The organism is Streptomyces sp. NPDC007346 (assembly GCF_040703535.1).
Classification (GTDB): Bacteria; Actinomycetota; Actinomycetes; order Streptomycetales; family Streptomycetaceae; genus Streptomyces.
The window spans coordinates 1-17,468 of record NZ_JBEYKR010000146.1 but is presented as its reverse complement, the minus strand read 5'-3'; the positions used below and the strand labels follow the sequence as shown (position 1 = coordinate 17,468).

The 17,468-nt window shown below is 73.2% G+C and carries 15 protein-coding genes; 5 read left to right on the top strand and 10 right to left on the bottom strand.

Going from position 1 to position 17,468, the window contains the following annotated elements; genetic code table 11:
• Window positions 1-99: 99 nt before the first annotated feature.
• The 6 genes from AB0917_RS28220 to AB0917_RS28195 all read right to left on the bottom strand — a co-directional run bounded on the left by AB0917_RS28220 (window position 100) and on the right by AB0917_RS28195 (window position 6,434).
• Window positions 100-1,476 (bottom strand): LLM class flavin-dependent oxidoreductase, encoded by a 1,377-nt coding sequence (locus AB0917_RS28220; RefSeq protein ID WP_366822503.1) that lies wholly within the window; start codon window positions 1,474-1,476, stop codon window positions 100-102.
• A gap of 42 nt (window positions 1,477-1,518) precedes the next feature.
• A complete protein-coding gene (locus AB0917_RS28215; RefSeq protein WP_366822502.1) occupies window positions 1,519-2,271 on the bottom strand; it encodes an ABC transporter ATP-binding protein in 753 nt (250 codons plus the stop codon).
• Entirely contained in the window at window positions 2,247-3,137 is an 891-nt protein-coding gene (locus AB0917_RS28210; protein ID WP_366822501.1) for an ABC transporter permease, read from the bottom strand. Before AB0917_RS28210 ends, AB0917_RS28215 begins: the two co-directional genes overlap by 25 nt.
• Window positions 3,134-4,237 (bottom strand): ABC transporter substrate-binding protein, encoded by a 1,104-nt coding sequence (locus AB0917_RS28205; protein ID WP_366822500.1) that lies wholly within the window; start codon window positions 4,235-4,237, stop codon window positions 3,134-3,136. Before AB0917_RS28205 ends, AB0917_RS28210 begins: the two co-directional genes overlap by 4 nt.
• Window positions 4,238-4,268: 31 nt before the next feature.
• Window positions 4,269-4,772 carry a flavin reductase family protein gene (locus AB0917_RS28200; protein WP_366822499.1) on the bottom strand — a complete coding sequence of 168 codons (504 nt, stop codon included), beginning with the start codon at window positions 4,770-4,772 and terminating at the stop codon, window positions 4,269-4,271.
• Between the two features lie 360 nt (window positions 4,773-5,132).
• Window positions 5,133-6,434 carry an ROK family transcriptional regulator gene (locus AB0917_RS28195; protein ID WP_366822498.1) on the bottom strand — a complete coding sequence of 434 codons (1,302 nt, stop codon included), beginning with the start codon at window positions 6,432-6,434 and terminating at the stop codon, window positions 5,133-5,135.
• Window positions 6,435-6,956: 522 nt separating this feature from the next.
• On the opposite strand from AB0917_RS28195, the gene AB0917_RS28190 reads away from it, so the two are divergent.
• A complete protein-coding gene (locus AB0917_RS28190; RefSeq protein WP_366822497.1) occupies window positions 6,957-9,365 on the top strand; it encodes an endonuclease/exonuclease/phosphatase family protein in 2,409 nt (802 codons plus the stop codon).
• A 25-nt stretch (window positions 9,366-9,390) separates the two neighbouring features.
• On the opposite strand, the gene AB0917_RS28185 is transcribed toward AB0917_RS28190, so the two are convergent.
• Genes AB0917_RS28185 through AB0917_RS28175 form a run of 3 tightly spaced genes read right to left on the bottom strand, consistent with a single transcriptional unit; the run spans window position 9,391 to window position 11,824 of the window.
• Window positions 9,391-10,299: an alpha/beta fold hydrolase gene (locus AB0917_RS28185; protein ID WP_366822496.1), complete on the bottom strand. Its 909-nt coding sequence runs from the start codon at window positions 10,297-10,299 to the stop codon at window positions 9,391-9,393.
• Between the two features lie 20 nt (window positions 10,300-10,319).
• Window positions 10,320-11,594, bottom strand: a complete 1,275-nt coding sequence (locus tag AB0917_RS28180) for a beta-ketoacyl-[acyl-carrier-protein] synthase family protein (RefSeq protein WP_366822495.1) — start codon at window positions 11,592-11,594, stop codon at window positions 10,320-10,322.
• Window positions 11,591-11,824 (bottom strand): phosphopantetheine-binding protein, encoded by a 234-nt coding sequence (locus AB0917_RS28175; protein ID WP_366822494.1) that lies wholly within the window; start codon window positions 11,822-11,824, stop codon window positions 11,591-11,593. Before AB0917_RS28175 ends, AB0917_RS28180 begins: the two co-directional genes overlap by 4 nt.
• A 238-nt stretch (window positions 11,825-12,062) precedes the next feature.
• Here AB0917_RS28175 and AB0917_RS28170 point away from each other — a divergent pair, with 238 nt between their 5' ends.
• Window positions 12,063-12,509 carry a nitroreductase family deazaflavin-dependent oxidoreductase gene (locus tag AB0917_RS28170; RefSeq protein WP_366822493.1) on the top strand — a complete coding sequence of 149 codons (447 nt, stop codon included), beginning with the start codon at window positions 12,063-12,065 and terminating at the stop codon, window positions 12,507-12,509.
• A 101-nt stretch (window positions 12,510-12,610) separates the two neighbouring features.
• A complete protein-coding gene (locus AB0917_RS28165; RefSeq protein WP_366822492.1) occupies window positions 12,611-13,342 on the top strand; it encodes a nitroreductase family protein in 732 nt (243 codons plus the stop codon).
• A 236-nt stretch (window positions 13,343-13,578) separates the two neighbouring features.
• Here the strand turns inward: AB0917_RS28165 and AB0917_RS28160 are convergent, their stop codons facing one another.
• Window positions 13,579-14,346, bottom strand: a complete 768-nt coding sequence (locus AB0917_RS28160; RefSeq protein ID WP_366822491.1) for an SDR family oxidoreductase — start codon at window positions 14,344-14,346, stop codon at window positions 13,579-13,581.
• 100 nt (window positions 14,347-14,446) lie between these two features.
• Here AB0917_RS28160 and AB0917_RS28155 point away from each other — a divergent pair, with 100 nt between their 5' ends.
• Both AB0917_RS28155 and AB0917_RS28150 read left to right on the top strand, forming a co-directional pair.
• On the top strand, window positions 14,447-15,343 hold the full coding sequence (locus AB0917_RS28155) for a sigma-70 family RNA polymerase sigma factor (RefSeq protein WP_366822490.1): 897 nt from the start codon (window positions 14,447-14,449) through the stop codon (window positions 15,341-15,343).
• Window positions 15,344-15,670: 327 nt separating this feature from the next.
• The gene (locus AB0917_RS28150) at window positions 15,671-17,224 is read left to right on the top strand and encodes a peptidoglycan-binding protein (protein ID WP_366822489.1); all 1,554 of its coding nucleotides are present in this window, start codon (window positions 15,671-15,673) and stop codon (window positions 17,222-17,224) included.
• Window positions 17,225-17,468: the final 244 nt, after the last annotated feature.

Below are 17,468 nucleotides of genomic sequence, written 5' to 3'. Positions count from 1 at the left end.
GGGCCCCGCCGGGGGGGGGCGGTGCCGCTGCGGGCGGCGGGGCGGTGCCGCCCCCCGGCTGCTGCCGGGGGCCGGCACCGCTGCGCGTCGTACAGTCGGTCACCGGGCTCCCGCCGTAGCCAGGTCGGTGCGGGGGGCCGCCGCGTCGAACAGCTGGTTGGCGGGGCGCGGCAGGCCGTAGTGCTCGCGCAGGGTGGCGCCGGTGTACTCGGTGCGGAAGAGGCCGCGCTCCTGGAGGATGGGGACCACCCGGTCGACGAAGACCTCCAGGCCGGAGGGGAGCACCGCGGGCATGATGTTGAACCCGTCGGCGGCCCCGCTGTCGTACCAGTGCTCGATGGTGTCGGCGACCTGCTCGGCGGTGCCGGCGAAGGTGCGGTGGCCGCGTCCGCCGCCGAGCCGCCCGATGAGCTGGCGTACGGTCAGGTGCTCGCGGCGGGCCAGCTCCACGATGAGGGTGTAGCGGCTCTTGGCTCCCTCGATCTCGTCCTCGGTCGGGATGTCCTCGGGGAGTTCGGCGTCCAGGTCCAGCTCCTCCGGGGCGATCTTGAGGCGCAGGGCGAGCTGGCGCTTGGCGTACTCGGGGACGATGAGGCGGTCCAGCTCGGCGTCCAGCTCCCGGGCCTCGGCCTCCGTGTCGCCGATGACGGGGACGATGCCGGGCAGGATCTTGATGCCCTCGGGGTCGCGGCCGAGTGCCACGGCCCGCGCCTTGACGTCCTTGTAGAAGGCGATGCCCTCCTCCAGGGTCTGCTGGGCGGTGAAGACCGCCTCGGCGTACCGGGCGGCGAAGTCCTTGCCGTCCTCGCTGGAGCCGGCCTGCACGAGCAGCGGGTGGCCCTGGGGCGGGCGCTGGACGTTGAGGGGTCCGTCGACGCGGAAGAACTCGCCGCGGTGCTCGATGGCGCGGACGCGTGAGGCCAGGGCGTGGACGCCGGCCTCCTTGTCGGCGACGACGGCGTCGTCGGCCCAGCTGTCCCAGAGCTTGGTGGAGACCTCCACGAACTCGGCGGCCCGGCGGTAGCGCTCGCGGTGCAGCGGGGTGTCGTCCAGGCCGAAGTTGCGGGCGGCGTCGGCCCCGGCGGTGGTGACGATGTTCCAGCCGGCCCGGCCGCCGGAGACGTGGTCCAGCGAGGCGAACCGGCGGGCCAGGTTGTAGGGCTCGTTGTAGCTGGTGGAGGCGGTGGCGATGAGCCCGATGTGCTCGGTGGCCCCGGCCAGGGCGGTGAGCAGGACGGTGGGCTCCAGCTTGGCGGCCGGGCGGCGGCCGGGGTCGCCCATGAGGACCGGGCTGTCGGCGAGGAAGAGGGAGTCCAGGCGGCCGCGTTCGGCGATCCGGGCGAGGTTCTTGTAGTGCTCGATGTCGGAGTTGGCCTCGGGCGGGCTCTCGGGGAGCCGCCAGGACGCCTCGTGGTGCCCGGTGGACATGAGGAAGGCGTTGAGGTGGAGCGGCTTGCGGGTCTTGGCGGAGGGCATGGGTGTCTCCAGAGAGGTGCGGGTGGAAGCGCGGTGGGTGGCTCAGGCCGTCGTGGGCGGCGGCTGCGTGACCCCGAGGGCGGTGAGCAGGGTGTCGCGGTACTCCTGGAAGCGGGCGTCGCGCCGGGAGCGCGGGCTCGGCAGGTCGATGGCGAGGTCGACGGAGATCAGGCCGTCGTCCAGGACCAGCACCCGGTCGGCGAGTTCGACGGCCTCGTCGACGTCGTGGGTGACCAGGAGCACGGCGGGGCGGTGGCGTTCGTACAGTTCGCGCAGCAGGCCGTGCATCTTGATCCGGGTCAGCGCGTCGAGTGCGCCGAACGGCTCGTCGGCCAGGAGGAGTTCGGGTTCGCGGACCAGGGCGCGGGCGAGGGCGGCGCGCTGCTGTTCGCCGCCGGACAGCTCGTGCGGCCAGGAGCGGTCGCGGCCGGCGAGGCCCACCTCCTCCAGGGCGGTGAGGCCGCGCTCGCGGGCGCCGGGGCCGCGCAGCCCGAGGGTCACGTTGTCCAGGATCCGGAGCCAGGGCAGCAGCCGGGAGTCCTGGAAGGAGAGCGAGACCCGTTCGGGGACGGTGAGTTCACCGGAGCCCTCGACCGTGTGGTCGAGGCGGGCGACGGCCCGCAGCAGGGTGGACTTCCCCGATCCGCTGCGGCCCAGGAGGGCGGTGAACTCCCCCGGCGCGACGGTCAGATCGAGTTCCTTCAGGATGATCCGGTCGCCGAACTTCCGTACCAGCCGCTTCGTCTGGACCGCGGGCCGGACCTCGGTGATCAGCCCGCCAGGGTGCGTCGCCATGACAGGGCCCTCCTCTCGATGGCGCGTACGGCCGCGTCCGAGGCGAAGCCGAAGATCCCGTAGGCCACCAGGCCCACGATGATCACGTCGGACTGGGCGTACAGCTGGGCCTGGAACATCATGTAGCCGATGCCGCTGGTGGCGTTGATCTGCTCGACGACGATCAGTCCGACCCAGGAGGAGGTGACGCCGAGGCGCAGGCCGACGAAGAAGCCGGGCAGCGAGCCGGGGATCACGACCTTGCGGATGAACTGGGCGCGGCCGAGGTCGAGTCCCTCCGCCAGCTCCACGTACCGGCTGTCGATGGAGGTCAGGAAGGCGAAGGTGTTGATGTACATGCTGACCGCCACGCCGAGGGCGATGACGGTGACCTTCATCTCCTCGCCGATGCCGAGCCAGAGGATCAGCAGGGGCAGCATGGCGAGCGAGGGGATGGCGCGCTTGATCTGGAGCGGCCCGTCGATCAGGTACTCGCCGCTGCGGCTCAGCCCGGCCGCGACCGCGAGGATCACACCGCTGGCGACGCCGAAGAAGAGGCCGAGCCCGGCGCGTTGGAGGGAGATGAGGACGTTGTCCTGGAGGCGGCCGGTGGCGACCAGGTCGGAGGCGGTGGAGATCACGCTGCCGGGCCCGGACAGGATGCGCGGGTCCAGGTAGCCGGAGGCGGAGGCGGCCCACCACAGGGCGATCAGCAGGGCGGGGCCGATGAGCCGGCCGAAGGGGAGGGACCGGCCGGGGCCGAGCCGCCGCCGGGTGCCACGGGCCACGGGCGGTCCGGGCTCCTGGGGCGAGGCCCCCGGGGGCGCCGCGCCCTTGGTGAGGACGGCGGGCCCCCTGGAGCGGGCGGTGGGCAGCAGGTCGGTCATGAGGTCTCCCGGTACTCGGCGGGAACGGACTGGGCCGCGAGTCCCTCGAAGCGGCGGTCGAACAGGTCGGTGACGTCCTGCTTCGGTACGAAGCCGCCCTCGGCCATCAGGTCGGCGGTCTCCTGCTCCCACTCGATCGCCTTGTCCCAGCTCACCGGGAACTGCGGCTTGTTGAGGGAGGAGACGATGCGCCGGCCGTCGGCCACGGAGACGCCCTCGCTCTTCACGTAGTACGTGTCGATCCACTCGTCCGTGTTCTCCCACGCCCAGACCAGGCCCTTGGCCCACAGCGGGACGAAGTTGCGGACGGCGGCGGCCTTCGCCGGGTCGTTGAGCACCTCGACGGGGGCCCACAGGACGGTGAGCAGGTCCACGACGTCGGTCTTGACGGCGGCGGCGCCGTCCTCGGCGTACTGGTCCAGGTACTTGGTGAGGCTCGGCTCCCCCAGCGGCGCCACGTCGACCTGCTTGGACTGGAGGGCGGTGAGGAACTGGGTGCTGGGCAGGGCGACGAGTTCGACGTCGCTGTTCTTCAGCCCGGCGGCCTTGAGGGCGCGCAGGACGACGACGCCCTGGGCCTGCCCCTGGGAGAAGCCGATCTTCTTGCCGCGGAAGTCCTCCACGGAGGTGATGCCGGTGCCCGGGGCGGTGGCGAAGGTGTAGAGGGGCAGCGGGCGCACCTGGACCGCGACGATCTTCGTCTCGACGCCGATGGCCTTGGCCTGGATAGGCGGAATTCCCGCATTGGAGGCGAGGTCGATGGACTGGGCCCGAAATCCCTGGATGATATCGGGGCCCGCGCTCAGGTTCGGCCATTCGGATACGGTGAAGGCGAGGTCCTTCTTGAGCCCCGCGGGTTCGAGCTGGAGCTTTGTCTGGCGTACCGCGACGGTCAGTTTCGTGCCCGGCGGCGGATCGCCCGAGGGGAGATTTCCGGTGGGCTCGGAGACGGCGGCCGACTTCACCTGCGGAGAGCAGGCGGCGAGGCTCAGAACCGTTCCGGTGGCGAGGGCGAGAAAGGATCTGCGGCCCACGGTTCTTCCGAGGGCGGATCTCTTTCCGGCGGTCGCGGCGTCGGTGTTCGCTGGGTGACGAGACATGGGGTGTGTTCCTGTGCTCAGAGGGGGTTGCTCAGAGGGAGTGGTAGGTGCCGTCGTGGAAGAGCAGCGGACTGCGGCCCTCGTCGAGCCAGGAGTCGGTGACCCGGGCGATGACGATCCGGTGGTCCCCGGCGGGCACGATCTGTTCGGTCTCCAGCCGCAGCCAGCCGGCCACCCCGTCGAGCACCGGCTCGCCCTCGGCCAGCCGACGCCAGGAGGTCGGGGCGGCGAACCGGTCGATGCCGCTGGTGGCGAAGGTCCGGGCGAGGGATTCCTGGTCGGCGCCGAGGAAGTTGACGACGGTGGAGGCGGCCCGCTCGACATGGGGCCAGGAGGAGGCGGTGGTGCCGATGCCGTAGGAGACCAGCGGCGGGTCCAGGGAGAGCGAGGTGAGCGAGGTCGCGGTGAATCCGACGGGCCCGCGGCCGGAGTCGGCGGTGACGACGACCACGCCCGCCGGATAGCGGCGGAACACCTGCTTGAAACGGTCCGGGGCGTACCCGGCGGCATATGAGGAAACGGTGACGGTCAACATCTCTCCCGGAGTGGAAAGGCGGAAAAGGGCGCACGGAGGCAGGGCGGAAAAGGGCACGCGGCCGAGGCCGGCAGGCCGCGGTGACCGCCCGGAAATCAGCGGGGTGTCCGGCCGGAGCGGGTGCCGGGCCGGACGGGTGTTATCGGGGACCCGGACAGGGGCGACAACAGAAAGGCCGGGAGAATTCCCTCACCGGCGCAGCCGTGCGACAGCGACATGCCGTGCGGGGCATGCTCTGCTGAATACGCTGGCGGCTGGTCATGGATCCATCTTCCCGTTCGGCCGGCGGGCCGGTCAACAATGCAACTTTCTGAATTAAGTCGGATTCCGCGCCGGCCGTACGGAGGGGTGACGGCCGGATCAGGACACCGCGGGCAGCGCGGGCCACGGTCCCAGCGGGTCGGTGTAGAGCGCGCCGAGCGCGACCGCGCCGCCCGCCGTGGCCAGCACCGATCCGGTGAAGCTGCTGGGCACCACGGTCCGTTCGGGGTCCTCGCAGACCCACGACCGCTCGGCCACCTCCGCCCGCAGATCGGCCAGACACTCCGGGATCCGGCCGGCCCCCGGCTCGACCACCACGAGGACTTCCGGGTCGAACATGTCCAGCAGCAGCGCCGCCCCCCGGCCCACCAGCCTGGCCCGCCGCCGGAACAGCGCGAGGGCCCGGTCGTCACCGGCCAGCGCCCGGTCCAGGAGTTCGGTGAACGAGCCGACCACCAGGCCCTGTTCGGCGGCCCGGCGCACCATGGCCCGCTCGGAGACCTCGGACTGGAGGCACCCGGCCCGGCCGCACGAGCAGGGCTCGGCCCCGCCCGATCCGCCCGAACCCAGGGGCAGATGGGCCACGCTGCCCGCCCCGGAGCGGGGGCCCAGGTGCATGGCCCCGGAGCTGACGAAGGCCGCGTCCACCACCGCTCCGACGAAGAGCAGCACCGTACTGGCCCGGGTCGACGCCTCGCCGAACAGCTGCTCGGCGCGGGCCAACGCCCGGGAGTGGCTGTCCACATGGACGGGCAGCCCGGTGGCCGATGCGAGGATCTCGCGCACCGGGACGTCCCGCCAGCCCAGGTGCGGGTGGTCGACGACCACGCCGGCGGCGGGGTCGACCCGGTGGCCGGTGGCGAAGCCGAGGGCGAGGACGGTCCGCCCCGCTCCGTGCGCCTCGATCAGCCGGGGCAGCCGGTCGGCGAGGTCGCGCAGGAGGGCGGGCCCGCTGGAGAGCCCGCGCGGGGAGCGGCCGGGGACGGTGGCGTACGGGCCCATCGCGCCGATCGCGTGCGGCTGGCGGTCCTCGGCGACGATCCGGCCGCGCAGGTCCATGAGGGAGACGGTGGAGTGGGCGACGGCGACGTGGGCCCCGGCGACCAGATAGCGGCCGGTGTCGATCTCGACGGGGATGTGCGGGCGGCCGAGCCCCTTGGGCCCGACGGTCTCCGCGCTCTCCCGGACCAGCCCGCGGGCCAGCAGGCTGCCGACGTGGCCGGTCACGGCGGCCGGTGAGAGTCCGGTGAGGCGGGCCACGTTGGAGCGGGCGACCGGCCCGTGGTCGAGGATGGCGCTCAGCACGGAGCCGGTGCCGGAGACCCGGCGGGCGGGCCCGGCGGGGATGTCGGAGCGGCGCAGGGGGTCGGGGCGGCGGGCGGGCGCAGTCAGACGCTTCACAGGTGTCTTCCAGGTCCTCGGTGGCAGCGGGCCGTGCGGGGAGGCTCCCGGGCGGAGCCTGGGACCACAACCCGTCGGCACGGCCGGGGGGTTGCGGCTTCTCCCGTGGAACGGTCGCCCCGGCGTACGCACGCCGGAGAGGCTCCGGCTGCGGTCGCCCAGGGGCTCGGTGCGTTCAGACCTGGTGACACGCCGCGGAGCACACGCGCTTCAGGTCGACATGACCTCGCGTCGTCAGGTGTGCGGATCGCTGCATGGCGCGCAACGTAGTCGGAACGGCGTAACCCGGTCAAACCGTTGACCGCATGGTGGACGGCCGTCTCACGGGGCGTGTTGCCCGGATATTGCCGCACGTGACGGGCGTGTGGCGGGCGCGCGAAGCGGTCCGGCGGCGGCCGGGGACCAGGTCCGGTGTCCCGTTCTCCCTCTGGGCGATGCCGGGAATTAACCGGTGATGCCTTGTCATGCTCTGTTCTACGCGCATAGTTTTTGGCCCTCACTACCAAGTTGGGGGCACCTCCCGTGCAGAAATCCAGATCCGGTTCCGTCCTGCTGATCGGCGCCGTCGCCGTCGCGCTCGCGGTGACCGCCCTGCCCGCCGCCCAGGCGGCCCCGTCCGCCACCGCGGTGATCTCCGAGGTGTACGGCGGCGGGGGCAACTCGGGCGCGACGCTGAATCGGGACTTCGTCGAGCTGGCCAACGCCGGCTCCACGCCGTTCGAGGTCGGCGGCTTCAGCGTCCAGTACCTGCCGGGCGCCCCGTCGGCCGGTTCGCGGTGGCAGGTCTCCGCGCTCACCGGGACGATCGCCCCCGGCGGCCGCTACCTCGTCGCCCAGGCCGCGGGCACCGGCGGCACCGTCGCCCTGCCCGCCCCGGACGCCACCGGCACCATCGCGATGGCCGCCGCGAGCGGCACCGTCGCCCTGGTCTCCGGCGCCGCTCCGCTCACGTGCGGGACGGCGGCGGACTGCGCGGCCGAGCCCCGCATCGTGGACCTGGTCGGCTACGGCTCGGCGGTCGTCCGGGAGGGCAGCGGCCCGGTCCCCGGCGCCTCGGCCACCGCCTCGGTCTCCCGGGCCGCCTCGCTCGCCGACACCGACGACAACGCCGCCGACCTCTCCGCCGGCGCCCCGACCCCCGTCAACGCGGCGGGCGAGACGTCCGGCGGTGGCCAGGAGCCGGAGGAGCCCGGCCCGACCGAGCCCGGCACCGTACGCATCCACCACATCCAGGGCACCACCCGCGTCTCCCCGCTCGACGGCACCGAGGTCACCGGCGTCCCGGGTGTCGTCACCGGCGTACGGGCCACGGGCTCGCGCGGCTTCTGGATCCAGGACACCGCGCCCGACAAGGACCCGCGCACCAGCGAGGGCCTGTTCGTCTACACCGGCTCCGCCGCACCGGCCGTGCGGGTCGGCGACGCGGTCCTGGTGAGCGGCAAGGTGGCCGAGTATTACCCGGGCACCGGCACCCAGTCGGTCACCCAGCTCACCGCGCCCCGCACCACCGTCCTCTCCTCCGGCAACAAGCTGCCCGCCCCGGTCGTCCTCGACGCCCGTTCGGTGCCCGGCCGTTACGTGCCCTCGGCGGGCGGCGGCTCGATCGACCCGCTGGTCCTGGAGCCGAAGCGGTACGCCCTGGACCTGTACGAGTCGCTGGAGGGCGTCCGCGTCCAGATCGCCGACACCCGGGTGACCGGGGCGACGACGGCGTACGACGAGGTCTGGGTGACGGTCAAGCCGAAGGAGAACCCGACCCGGCGCGGCGGCACGCTCTACGCCTCGTACGAGGACCAGAACACCGGCCGGCTCAAGGTGATGTCGCTGGACCCGGCGCAGCCGGTCCCCACGGCGAACGTGGGCGACGTGCTCAAGGGCCGCACCACCGGCGTACTCGACTACGCCTCCTACGGCGGCTACAACCTCCAGGCCACCGAGCTGGGCAGGCACGTCGACAAGAAGCTGCGGCGCGAGGTGACGCGCAAGCAGAAGAAGGACGAACTGGCCATCGCCACGTACAACGTGGAGAACCTGGACGCGGCCGACGGCCAGGCCAAGTTCGACACGCTGGCCGAGGGCGTCGCGAAGAACCTCTCCTCCCCCGACATCGTCTCGCTGGAGGAGATCCAGGACGACAACGGGCCGGTGAACGACGGCACGGTGGGCTCCGAGGCGACGCTGAAGCGGTTCACGGACGCGATCGTCGCGCAGGGCGGCCCGCGTTACGCCTGGCGCTACATCGCCCCCGAGAACAACAAGGACGGCGGCGAGCCCGGCGGCAACATCCGTAACGTCTTCCTCTACAACCCCCAGCGGGTCTCCTTCGCCGACCGGCCGGGCGGCGACGCCACCACCGCGGTGAAGGCGGTGAAGACCGCCAAGGGTGTGAAGCTCTCCGCCTCGCCCGGCCGGATCAACCCGGCGAGTCCGGCGTGGGAGGCCAGCCGCAAGCCGCTGGTGGGCGAGTTCACCTTCCGGGGCGAGCCGGTCTTCGTCATCGGCAACCACTTCGGCTCCAAGGGCGGTGACCAGCCGCTGCACGGCCGCTTCCAGGAGCCGAACCGCTCCTCGGAGACGAAGCGGATCCAGCAGGCCGCCGAGGTGAACGCCTTCGTCACCTCGCTGCTGAAGGCGGACAGGTCGGCGCGGGTGGTGGCGCTCGGGGACTTCAACGACTTCGAGTTCTCCCCGACGTTCACGGCGCTGACCAAGGGCAAGGTCCTCAAGCCGCTGATCACGACGCTGCCCGCCCAGCAGCGGTACAGCTATGTCTTCGACGGCAACTCGCAGACGCTGGACCACATCCTGACGAGCCCGGCGATCCGGCGCTTCGACTACGACGTGGTGCACATCAACGCGGAGTTCGCCGACCAGGCGAGCGACCACGACCCGCAGGTGGTACGGGTGAAGGCCGACGGCTTCCGGTTCTGAGGCCGGGGCCCGGTGGGGCGGACGCTCAGCTCCGCCCCACCGGGGCACCCGCCTGCCGGGGCAGCGCGACCGCGCCGGTCCCCGCGACGCCCTCCGTCCGCGTGAAGAACCCGGACACCAGCTCCGCGACCTCGACGGCGCGCTCCAGGACCACCCAGTGGTCGGACTCCCCGATCGTCAGGAACCGGCTGCCCTCGATCGTCGCCGCGAACTCCCGCTGCCGCTCCGGCGAGGTGACCGTGTCGTGCTCCCCGGCGAAGACCAGCGACGGCACACCGCTCAGCCCGCCGGAGAAGTCCGGCCGGTCGGCCAGCGCCCGGTAGAGCGAGTCCGCCGCGTGCGGCGAGTGGGTGAGCGCGTGCAGGAACGAGCGGCGCACATAGCGGCGGGCCAACTCCCTGCGGTGCACGGTCCGTTCGGGGTCCAGGCACATCAGGGCGTCGGCGGCCAGCGCGGCGAAGCCGTCGTGGTCCCCACTGTCCAGCACCTGCCGCGCCCGCTCCCAGCGCGCCACCTGGGCCTCGTCGATGTGGACCGGTACGCCGCCGAGGGCGAGCCGGGCCACCCGCTCGGGGTGGAGCTGGGCGAAGCCGAAGGCGATGGCGGTGCCGTAGGAGAAGCCGTAGAGGTTCAGCCGGGGTACGCCGAGGTCGTCGGCGATCCGGAGCACGGCCCGGCGCAGGAGGTCGGCGCTGGGGCCGGGCGGCAGGGGGTCGGCGGAGCCCATGCCGGGCAGGTCGGCGGTGACCACGTCGGTGGCCGGGCCCAGGTGGACATCCATCTGGGGCCAGCCGTACATGCCCTGGAGGGCGCCGCCGAGGACGAGCGTCGGTTCGGTGGCGGGGGCCGCCCCGCCGCTGCGGTCGTACGGCAGGACCCGGTAGCCGTAACGCACCCCGTCCACCGAGAGCATCCGGATGATCTCCTCGGCCATGTTCCTCAACTCCCTTCCGCTCAGGCCCTGGTGAGGACGAGCGCCGCGTTGTGGCCGCCGAAGCCGAGCGAGGTCTTGACCGCGCACCCGAAGGAGGCGGCGCGGGCCTCCTTGGCGACGACATCCAGCTCGATCAGCGGGTCGGGGGCGTCCAGGTTGACGGTGGGCGGGACCAGTTGGTGCTGGAGGGCGAGCACGGTCAGCGCGGCCTCGATGCCACCCGCCGCGCCGAGGGTGTGCCCGGTCATCGCCTTGGTGGAGGTCACCAGCGGGCTCTCGCCGAGGACGCGGCGGAGCATGGTCGCCTCGATGAGGTCGTTGGAGAGGGTGGAGGTGCCGTGCGCGTTGACGTGGCCGACGTCGGCCGGGGAGAGCCCGGCGTCCGCGAGGGCGGTGCGCAGGGCCCGTTCGATGCCGGCCCCCTCGGGGTCCGGGGCGACCGCGGAGTGGGCGTCGCTGGAGGCTCCGTAACCGCTCACGTGGGCGCGGACGGTGGCGCCGCGGGCGCGGGCGTGCTCGGGGTGTTCCAGGACGAGGAGGCCCGCGCCCTCGCCGACGACGAAGCCGTCGCGGTGGGTGTCGAAGGGGCGGCAGGCGGCCGTGGGGTCCTCGCGGCGGGTGGAGACGGCCTTGAGGCTGCACGCGCTGGCGATCAGGAGCCGGGTGCAGGTGGATTCGGCGCCGCCGGCGATGACGATGTCGCAGGCCCCGGAGCGGAGCATCTGGTGGGCGGTGCCGATGGCGACGGTGCCGGAGGAGCAGGCGGTGGAGACGGACTGGCTGGGGCCCTGGACGCCGAGGTCCAGACTGACGCTGCTGGCCGCGCCGTTGACGACGCAGAGGGGGGCCAGCTTCGGCGAGACCCGGCGGGGGCCGCGCTCGGTGAGGGCGGCGTGCTGCTCGTCGTAGAACGGGAGCCCGCCGTGGGCCGAGCCGATGACGATGCCGACCCGGCCGCTGTCCCAGAGCGCCGGGGAGAGCCCGGCGTCCGCGACGGCCTCGCGGGCGGCGATGACGGCGAGCTGGGCGAAGCGGTCCATCAGCCGCTGGGCCGCCACCCCGAGCACGTCGCGCGGGTCGCAGTCGGTGACGGAGTAGAAGAAGTCGCAGGGCAGGCCCTCGAGTTCGGGCCGGGGGCCGGCGGACGGGGCGAGCCCTTCCGTGACGCCGTGCCAGGCGGCCCGTACACCCGTACCGGCCGCGGTGACCAGGCCCACCCCGGTGACGGCGGCGGCGAACGGGGCGGGCGGCGTACGGCGGTAGGGCCCCGTCGCGGGGGCCGCTGGGGCGCTCACGCGGTGGCCTTGACGTGGACGGCCTCGATCAGCCGGCCGAGGGTGTCGCGCGAGGTGAGCTCGATGTCGTCCAGGTCGACGTCGAGCCGCTCCTCGATGAGCAGCCGCAGCTCCTCCAGGGCGAGGGAGTCCAGCCGCAGCCGGTGCAGCGGAACGTCGGGGCCAAGGGCCTCGGGGTCGGTTCCGAACTTCGCTACCAGCAGGGCGCTGATCTCTTCCGAGGTGGTCATTGGCGCTCCTGGGCTCAGTGACGCGGTGACGCCGGCCGCGCGTTGGGGGTGAGGTGGGGAGGGGCCATCGGGGGGCGCCGGCTGCTCCGGAAGGACCCTTTATACGCCTTCACGGAGGGGTTCTCGGCCCGCGTTCCCCCGTGCGGTGGGAGCCCTGTCCAGGTGTACGAATCCCCCGGTGCGGCCGGGTGGGGGTGCAGGATGGAGGGACGGACCGTACGAGGAGAAGGAGAGCCCCATGGCGGCGGAAGCGGACGGCGCGGCGGAGGTGGAGGTCAGCCCCACCGGCTGGGTGGCCCGGCAGGCGGAGCTGTACGAGTCGTCCGGCGGCACGAAGGGCACGACGCAGCTCGGGGTCCCGTGTCTGCTGATGGACTACGTGGGGCGGCGCAGCGGGGTGGTGCGGCGGACGGTGCTGATGTACGGCCGGGACGGCGAGGACTACCTGATCGTGGCCTCCAACGGCGGCTCGGACCGCCCGCCGCTGTGGTACCTGAACCTCCGGTCGAACCCGGAGGTCGAACTCCGGGTGGGAACCGAGCGTTTTCCCGCCGTCGCGACGACCCTGCCGGCCGACGAGAAGACCCGGGTCTGGCCGGGGCTGGTGGAGCTGTTCCCGCGCTACGCGCAGTATCAGGCGGGCACCGAGCGCGCTATCCCGGTGGTCCGGCTGACGCGGCGCTGACCAGGCGCCGGCCCGAGCGCGGCCAGGGCTTCGCACCGCGCGGCGGACGGGCCGTCAGCGCCCCTTATGGTGCGGCGGTCCGCTCCGTAGACTCCGCGATCATGACGACCGAAACGGCTCAGCCCGACCCGTCCGCCCTCGGCGGCCCCGCCCTCTTCGACACCATGTCCACCATGCGCGCCATGCGCCGCCTCAAGCCGGACGCCGTCCCGGACGAGACGGTCGACCAGCTCATACAGGCCGCCGTCTGGGGGCCCAGCGGCGGCAACATGCAGTGTTACGAGTACGTCGTGGTGACGGACCGCGAGGTGATGGCCCGGCTCGCACCGCTGTGGAAGCGGTGCGTGGACTCCTATCTGGCGACGACCGGGAAGTACGCGCCGAAGGGCATGGACGACGCGGCGTACGGCCGGATGGTCGCCGCGATCGAGTACCAGCGCGACCACTTCGCCGACACCCCGGTGCTGGTCGTGCCGTGCTACCGCTTCCCGGAGCCGCGGCTCGACGAGGAGGGCCTGATCGCCTCCGCGCAGGCGCTCGGCCCGGAGGCGACCGAGCGGATGATGGCCTCGCAGCCGCGGTTCCAGGCGCTGGCGGAAGGTTCCTGCGTCTACCCGGGCGTCCAGAACCTGCTGCTCGCCGCGCGGGGCCTGGGGCTGGCGGCGAACATCACCATCTGGCACCTGTTCCTGGAGCAGGAGTGGAAGCAGGAGCTCGGCATCCCGCAGGACATGGCGACGTTCGCCGCCGTTCCGGTGGGGTGGCCGCAGGGCAACTTCGGTCCGGTGCGGCGGCGCCCGGTGGCGGACGTCATCCACCGCAACGGCTGGTAGCGAGGGCGGGGCCGACCGGAACGGCTCGTCGCCGCGTGGCCGGCTCCCGGGGATCCTGCGGAGGCCGGCCTGAGCGCCGGCTCCCGGGGATCCTCCGGAAGCCGGCCTGAGCGCCGCAGGCCTTCCGCCGGGTCGCGTCCAGGGCGGTCTCACGGTCGGCCGGCGAGGTACGGGGCAGTGTGCGGGGAGCCCCGGCGATCACCGTCGCCGGGGCCCCGCGCCGGTCGGGACAGCCCTCAGGCAACGCGCTCGGCCAGGAAGTCCTCCCAGCTCCGCGTGCCCACGGTGGCTCCTTCGCGTGCCAGGTTCTCCCCGCCCCGGTAGATCTTCCCGACCTTCCCGGGCATCCGCACCGGCAGCAGGGGACGGCGCTTGCCGCGCGCCCTGAGGTAGCCGCGGGTCAGCTCGCCCAGCGAGTACACGTCGGGCCCGGCCAGGTCGGGCACCCGGCCGGCCGGCGCGGCCAGCGTCAGCTCGACCAGGCGCGCGGCCACCTCGCGTGAGTCGACCGGCTGCCAGCGCAGCCCGCCGGGCGACGGCACCACCGGCATCTTGGCCATCTTCTCCACCACCTTCAGCGCCAGGTCGTGGAACTGGGCGGCCCGCAGCGTCGTGAACGCGAGGCCCGACTCCGCGACGGCCCGCTCCGAGTCGAGCTTGGCCTTGAAGTAGCCGAGCGGCACGGCGTCCGCGGCGATCACCGAGACGTAGACCAAGTGGCGGACGGTTCCGACCCGTTGGGCCGCCGCCACCAGGTTCCGGGTCGCCACGTCGTCGCCCTTGGGCCCGCCGGCCAGGTGCAGCACCGTCTCCACGCCCTCCAGCGCGGCGTCGATGCCGTCCCCCGCCAGGAGGTCGCAGGCGACGTACTCGACGCCGGCCGTGTTCTCCCGGGGGTTCCGGCTGAGCACCCGCACCGAGCGGCCGGCCCTGGCCAGCAGCGGGAGAACGTGGCTGCCGAGCGTTCCCGTACCACCGGTGACCAGGATCGTGGCTGTCGTCATGACTGCTCCAGAGTTCGTGCCGGGGGAGTGCGACTCCCGCCGGGCGTCTAGGTTTTCGTCGTCTGCTCTGATGACCCACCGCGACCGAGGAATGTGACAGATGAACGAGAACGCATCGCTGATCCTGCGCTTCGAGGAGGAACGCCCTCGGCTGCGCGCGGTCGCCTACCGCATGCTCGGCTCGCTGAGCGAGGCCGACGACGCGGTCCAGGAGACATGGATACGCCTCAACCGCTCCGACACGGGCGATGTCGAGAACCTCGGCGCCTGGCTCACCACGGTGATCTCCCGGCTCTGCCTGAACATGCTGCGCTCACGCGCCAACCGCCGCGAGGACCCCCTCGACTCCTACGTTCCCGACCCGGCCCGCGCCCAGCAGGACGTGACCGACCCGGAGGAGGAGGCGCTGCTCGCCGACGCGGTCGGCGTGGCCATGCTGGTGGTCCTGGACATGCTGGCCCCGCCGGAGCGGCTGGCCTTCGTGCTGCACGACATGTTCCAGGTGCCTTTCGACGAGATCGGCCCGATGCTGGAGCGCACTCCGGCCGCGGTACGCCAACTCGCCAGCCGCGCCCGGCGCCGCGTCAGGGGCAACCCCGCCCCGGCGCCCGCGCCGGACCTGGGCCGCCGGCACCAGGTGGTCGAGGCGTTCCTGGCGGCGACCCGGGGCGGCGACCTGGAGGCCCTGGTCGCGTTGCTCCACCCCGGCGTGGTGCTGCACGCCGACAAGATGGTCGTCCCCACCCCGGAGCCCATCCTCGTCAGCGGGGCCCGCACGGTGGCGCAGGGCGCGATGGCGGCGACGGGGCGTGCCCGGTTCACTGGCCCCGCGCTGCTCGACGGGGCGGTGGGGCTGGTGATGGCGCCCCAGGGGCGGCTGCGGCTGGTCCTCGCCTTCACGGTCACCGACGACGACCGGATCGCGAGGATCGAGGTCATCGCGGAGCCGGAGCGGTTGGGCGGGCTCGAGGTCGCGGTGCTGGACGGCGCCGCCTGAACCGCGCGAGGTCGATGCTCGGGCCCCGGTGGTGACCTCCGCCCAGGGCGCTTGAACGGCTGATGGCGAAGGCTGGTCCGATCGGCCCATCACACCCCCTGTCGGGTGATACACCCTGTCACCCGACAGGCCCTAATTGCCCGTCAACTTCCTTATTCCATAAGCGAGTTGTTCGACACACCGCAACCCGGCCGTCATTGTCATGCCCTTCTCACCTCGCTAGCCTGGGTGGGCTCGCAGCCCCTCGGCCCTTCACCCCGGGCCGAGGGCTTCTCTCTTCTCCTCCCGCGGATTTCCCCACAGATTCCCCACAGAGCAGGAGCCCCCATGCCCAGAAGTCCCGTCGCCCGCACCCGGACGCGCGCGTCCGTCCTGGCGGCCCTCACCGTCACGGCCCTGGTCGCCACCGGCCAGCCGTCGACCGCCGCCGCCGCCGCGCCCGCCGCCGAGCCGCTGAACCGCGCCTTCGACCGGGCGGCGCAGGAGTACGGCGTCCCGCGCGACCTCCTGGCCGCCGTCGGCTACGGCGAGAGCCGCCTCGACGGCCACGCGGGGCTGCCCAGCCAGGCGAACGGCTACGGCGTGATGCACCTGGCGAGCAACCCGGAGAACCGCTCCCTGGAGAAGGCCGCGGCCCTGACCGGCGAGTCGGCCGACCGGCTGCGCCAGGACACCGCGGCCAACATCCTCGGCGGCGCCGCCGTCCTGCGCGACCACGCCGACCGCCTCGGCCTGGACCGCGCGGAGCGGCGCGACGTGAACGCCTGGTACCCGGCGGTCGCCCGGTACAGCGAGGCCGAGGGACCGGCCGCCGCGCTCTACGCGGACACGGTGTTCACGTTCCTCGCCGAGGGCCTGACCGCGACGGCCCCCGACGGCGAGACGGTACGGGTCCCCTCCCGCCCGGTCGCCCCCGACAAGGACGAGGTCTCCGCGGCCGGGGTCTACGCGCAGAGCCCCGACTACCCCTCGGCGCTCTGGGTCCCCGCCTCCTCCCAGAACTTCGCCACCGGGCGGACCGCGACGATCGACAAGGTGGTCGTCCACGTCACGCAGGGCTCGTACGCCGGTTCCATCAGCTGGTTCCAGAACCCGGCCTCCCAGGTCAGCGCCCACTACGTGATCCGCTCCTCGGACGGCGAGATCACCCAGACGGTCCGCGACTCCGACACCGCCTGGCACGCCCGCAGCGCCAACTCCTCGTCCATCGGGCTCGAACACGAGGGGTACGTCGACAACCCGGCCTGGTTCACCGACGCGATGTACCGCTCGTCCGCCGCCCTGACCTCCCACCTCAGCGCGCGGTACAACATCCCGAAGAACCGGACGCACATCGTCGGCCACAGCGAGGTCCCCGGCAACGACCACACCGACCCCGGGGTGCACTGGGACTGGAACTACTACATGCAGCTGGTCGGGGGCGGCCCCGGCACCCCCGGTGACAGCCTGACCTTCCCCTCGTACGCGCTCCAGCAGACGGGCTCCTCGGGCCCGCAGGTGAAGGCGGTACAGCAGCTGCTCAACGCCCAGGGGTACGCGGCGGGTACGGCCGACGGCGTCTTCGGCCCGGCCACCAAGAGCGCCACCCAGGCGTTCCAGCGGGCCCGCTCGCTCACCGCCGACGGCGCGGTCGGCCCGAAGACCTGGACGGCCCTGCTCTCCGCCGGCACCACCCCCGCCCTCGCGCGCGGCGGCTCCGGCGACGCGGTCAAGCGCCTCCAGCGCGCCCTGACGGCGGCGCTCGGCACCACGGTGGGCGTCGACGGCAGCTTCGGCCCGACGACGGAGACGGCCGTACGCACCTACCAGAGCAGCCGCGGCCTGAGCGTCGACGGCAAGGTGGGCCCGGCCACGTGGGGGGCGCTGCAGGCGGGGCGCTGAGCGGGAGCGGCCCCCCGCACGTGGTGCCCCCCCCCAAGATGGGGGGGGCCGCGGCCGGGCCGGGGACATAAATACCCCGCGGGGCCCGGGGTCCGGGGGGGGGGCGGGGGGCGGGGGCCGCCCGGCCCCGGGCCCCCCCGCCCGCCCGGGTTGGGGGGGGGGGGGGGCGCCTCCCCGGGGGGTGCGGGGGGGGGGGGGGGGGGGGGGGGGGGGGGGGGGGGGGGGGCGGGCGGGGACAGGGACC

Coding starts and splice junctions, on each gene's coding strand:
- AB0917_RS28220 (WP_366822503.1), bottom strand. CDS start 1,476: ATGCCCTCCGCCAAGACCCGCAAGCCGCTCCACCTCAACGCCTTCCTC.
- AB0917_RS28215 (WP_366822502.1), bottom strand. CDS start 2,271: ATGGCGACGCACCCTGGCGGGCTGATCACCGAGGTCCGGCCCGCGGTC.
- AB0917_RS28210 (WP_366822501.1), bottom strand. CDS start 3,137: ATGACCGACCTGCTGCCCACCGCCCGCTCCAGGGGGCCCGCCGTCCTC.
- AB0917_RS28205 (WP_366822500.1), bottom strand. CDS start 4,237: ATGTCTCGTCACCCAGCGAACACCGACGCCGCGACCGCCGGAAAGAGA.
- AB0917_RS28200 (WP_366822499.1), bottom strand. CDS start 4,772: ATGTTGACCGTCACCGTTTCCTCATATGCCGCCGGGTACGCCCCGGAC.
- AB0917_RS28185 (WP_366822496.1), bottom strand. CDS start 10,299: ATGGCCGAGGAGATCATCCGGATGCTCTCGGTGGACGGGGTGCGTTAC.
- AB0917_RS28175 (WP_366822494.1), bottom strand. CDS start 11,824: ATGACCACCTCGGAAGAGATCAGCGCCCTGCTGGTAGCGAAGTTCGGA.
- AB0917_RS28170 (WP_366822493.1), top strand. CDS start 12,063: ATGGCGGCGGAAGCGGACGGCGCGGCGGAGGTGGAGGTCAGCCCCACC.
- AB0917_RS28165 (WP_366822492.1), top strand. CDS start 12,611: ATGACGACCGAAACGGCTCAGCCCGACCCGTCCGCCCTCGGCGGCCCC.
- AB0917_RS28160 (WP_366822491.1), bottom strand. CDS start 14,346: ATGACGACAGCCACGATCCTGGTCACCGGTGGTACGGGAACGCTCGGC.
- AB0917_RS28155 (WP_366822490.1), top strand. CDS start 14,447: ATGAACGAGAACGCATCGCTGATCCTGCGCTTCGAGGAGGAACGCCCT.
- AB0917_RS28150 (WP_366822489.1), top strand. CDS start 15,671: ATGCCCAGAAGTCCCGTCGCCCGCACCCGGACGCGCGCGTCCGTCCTG.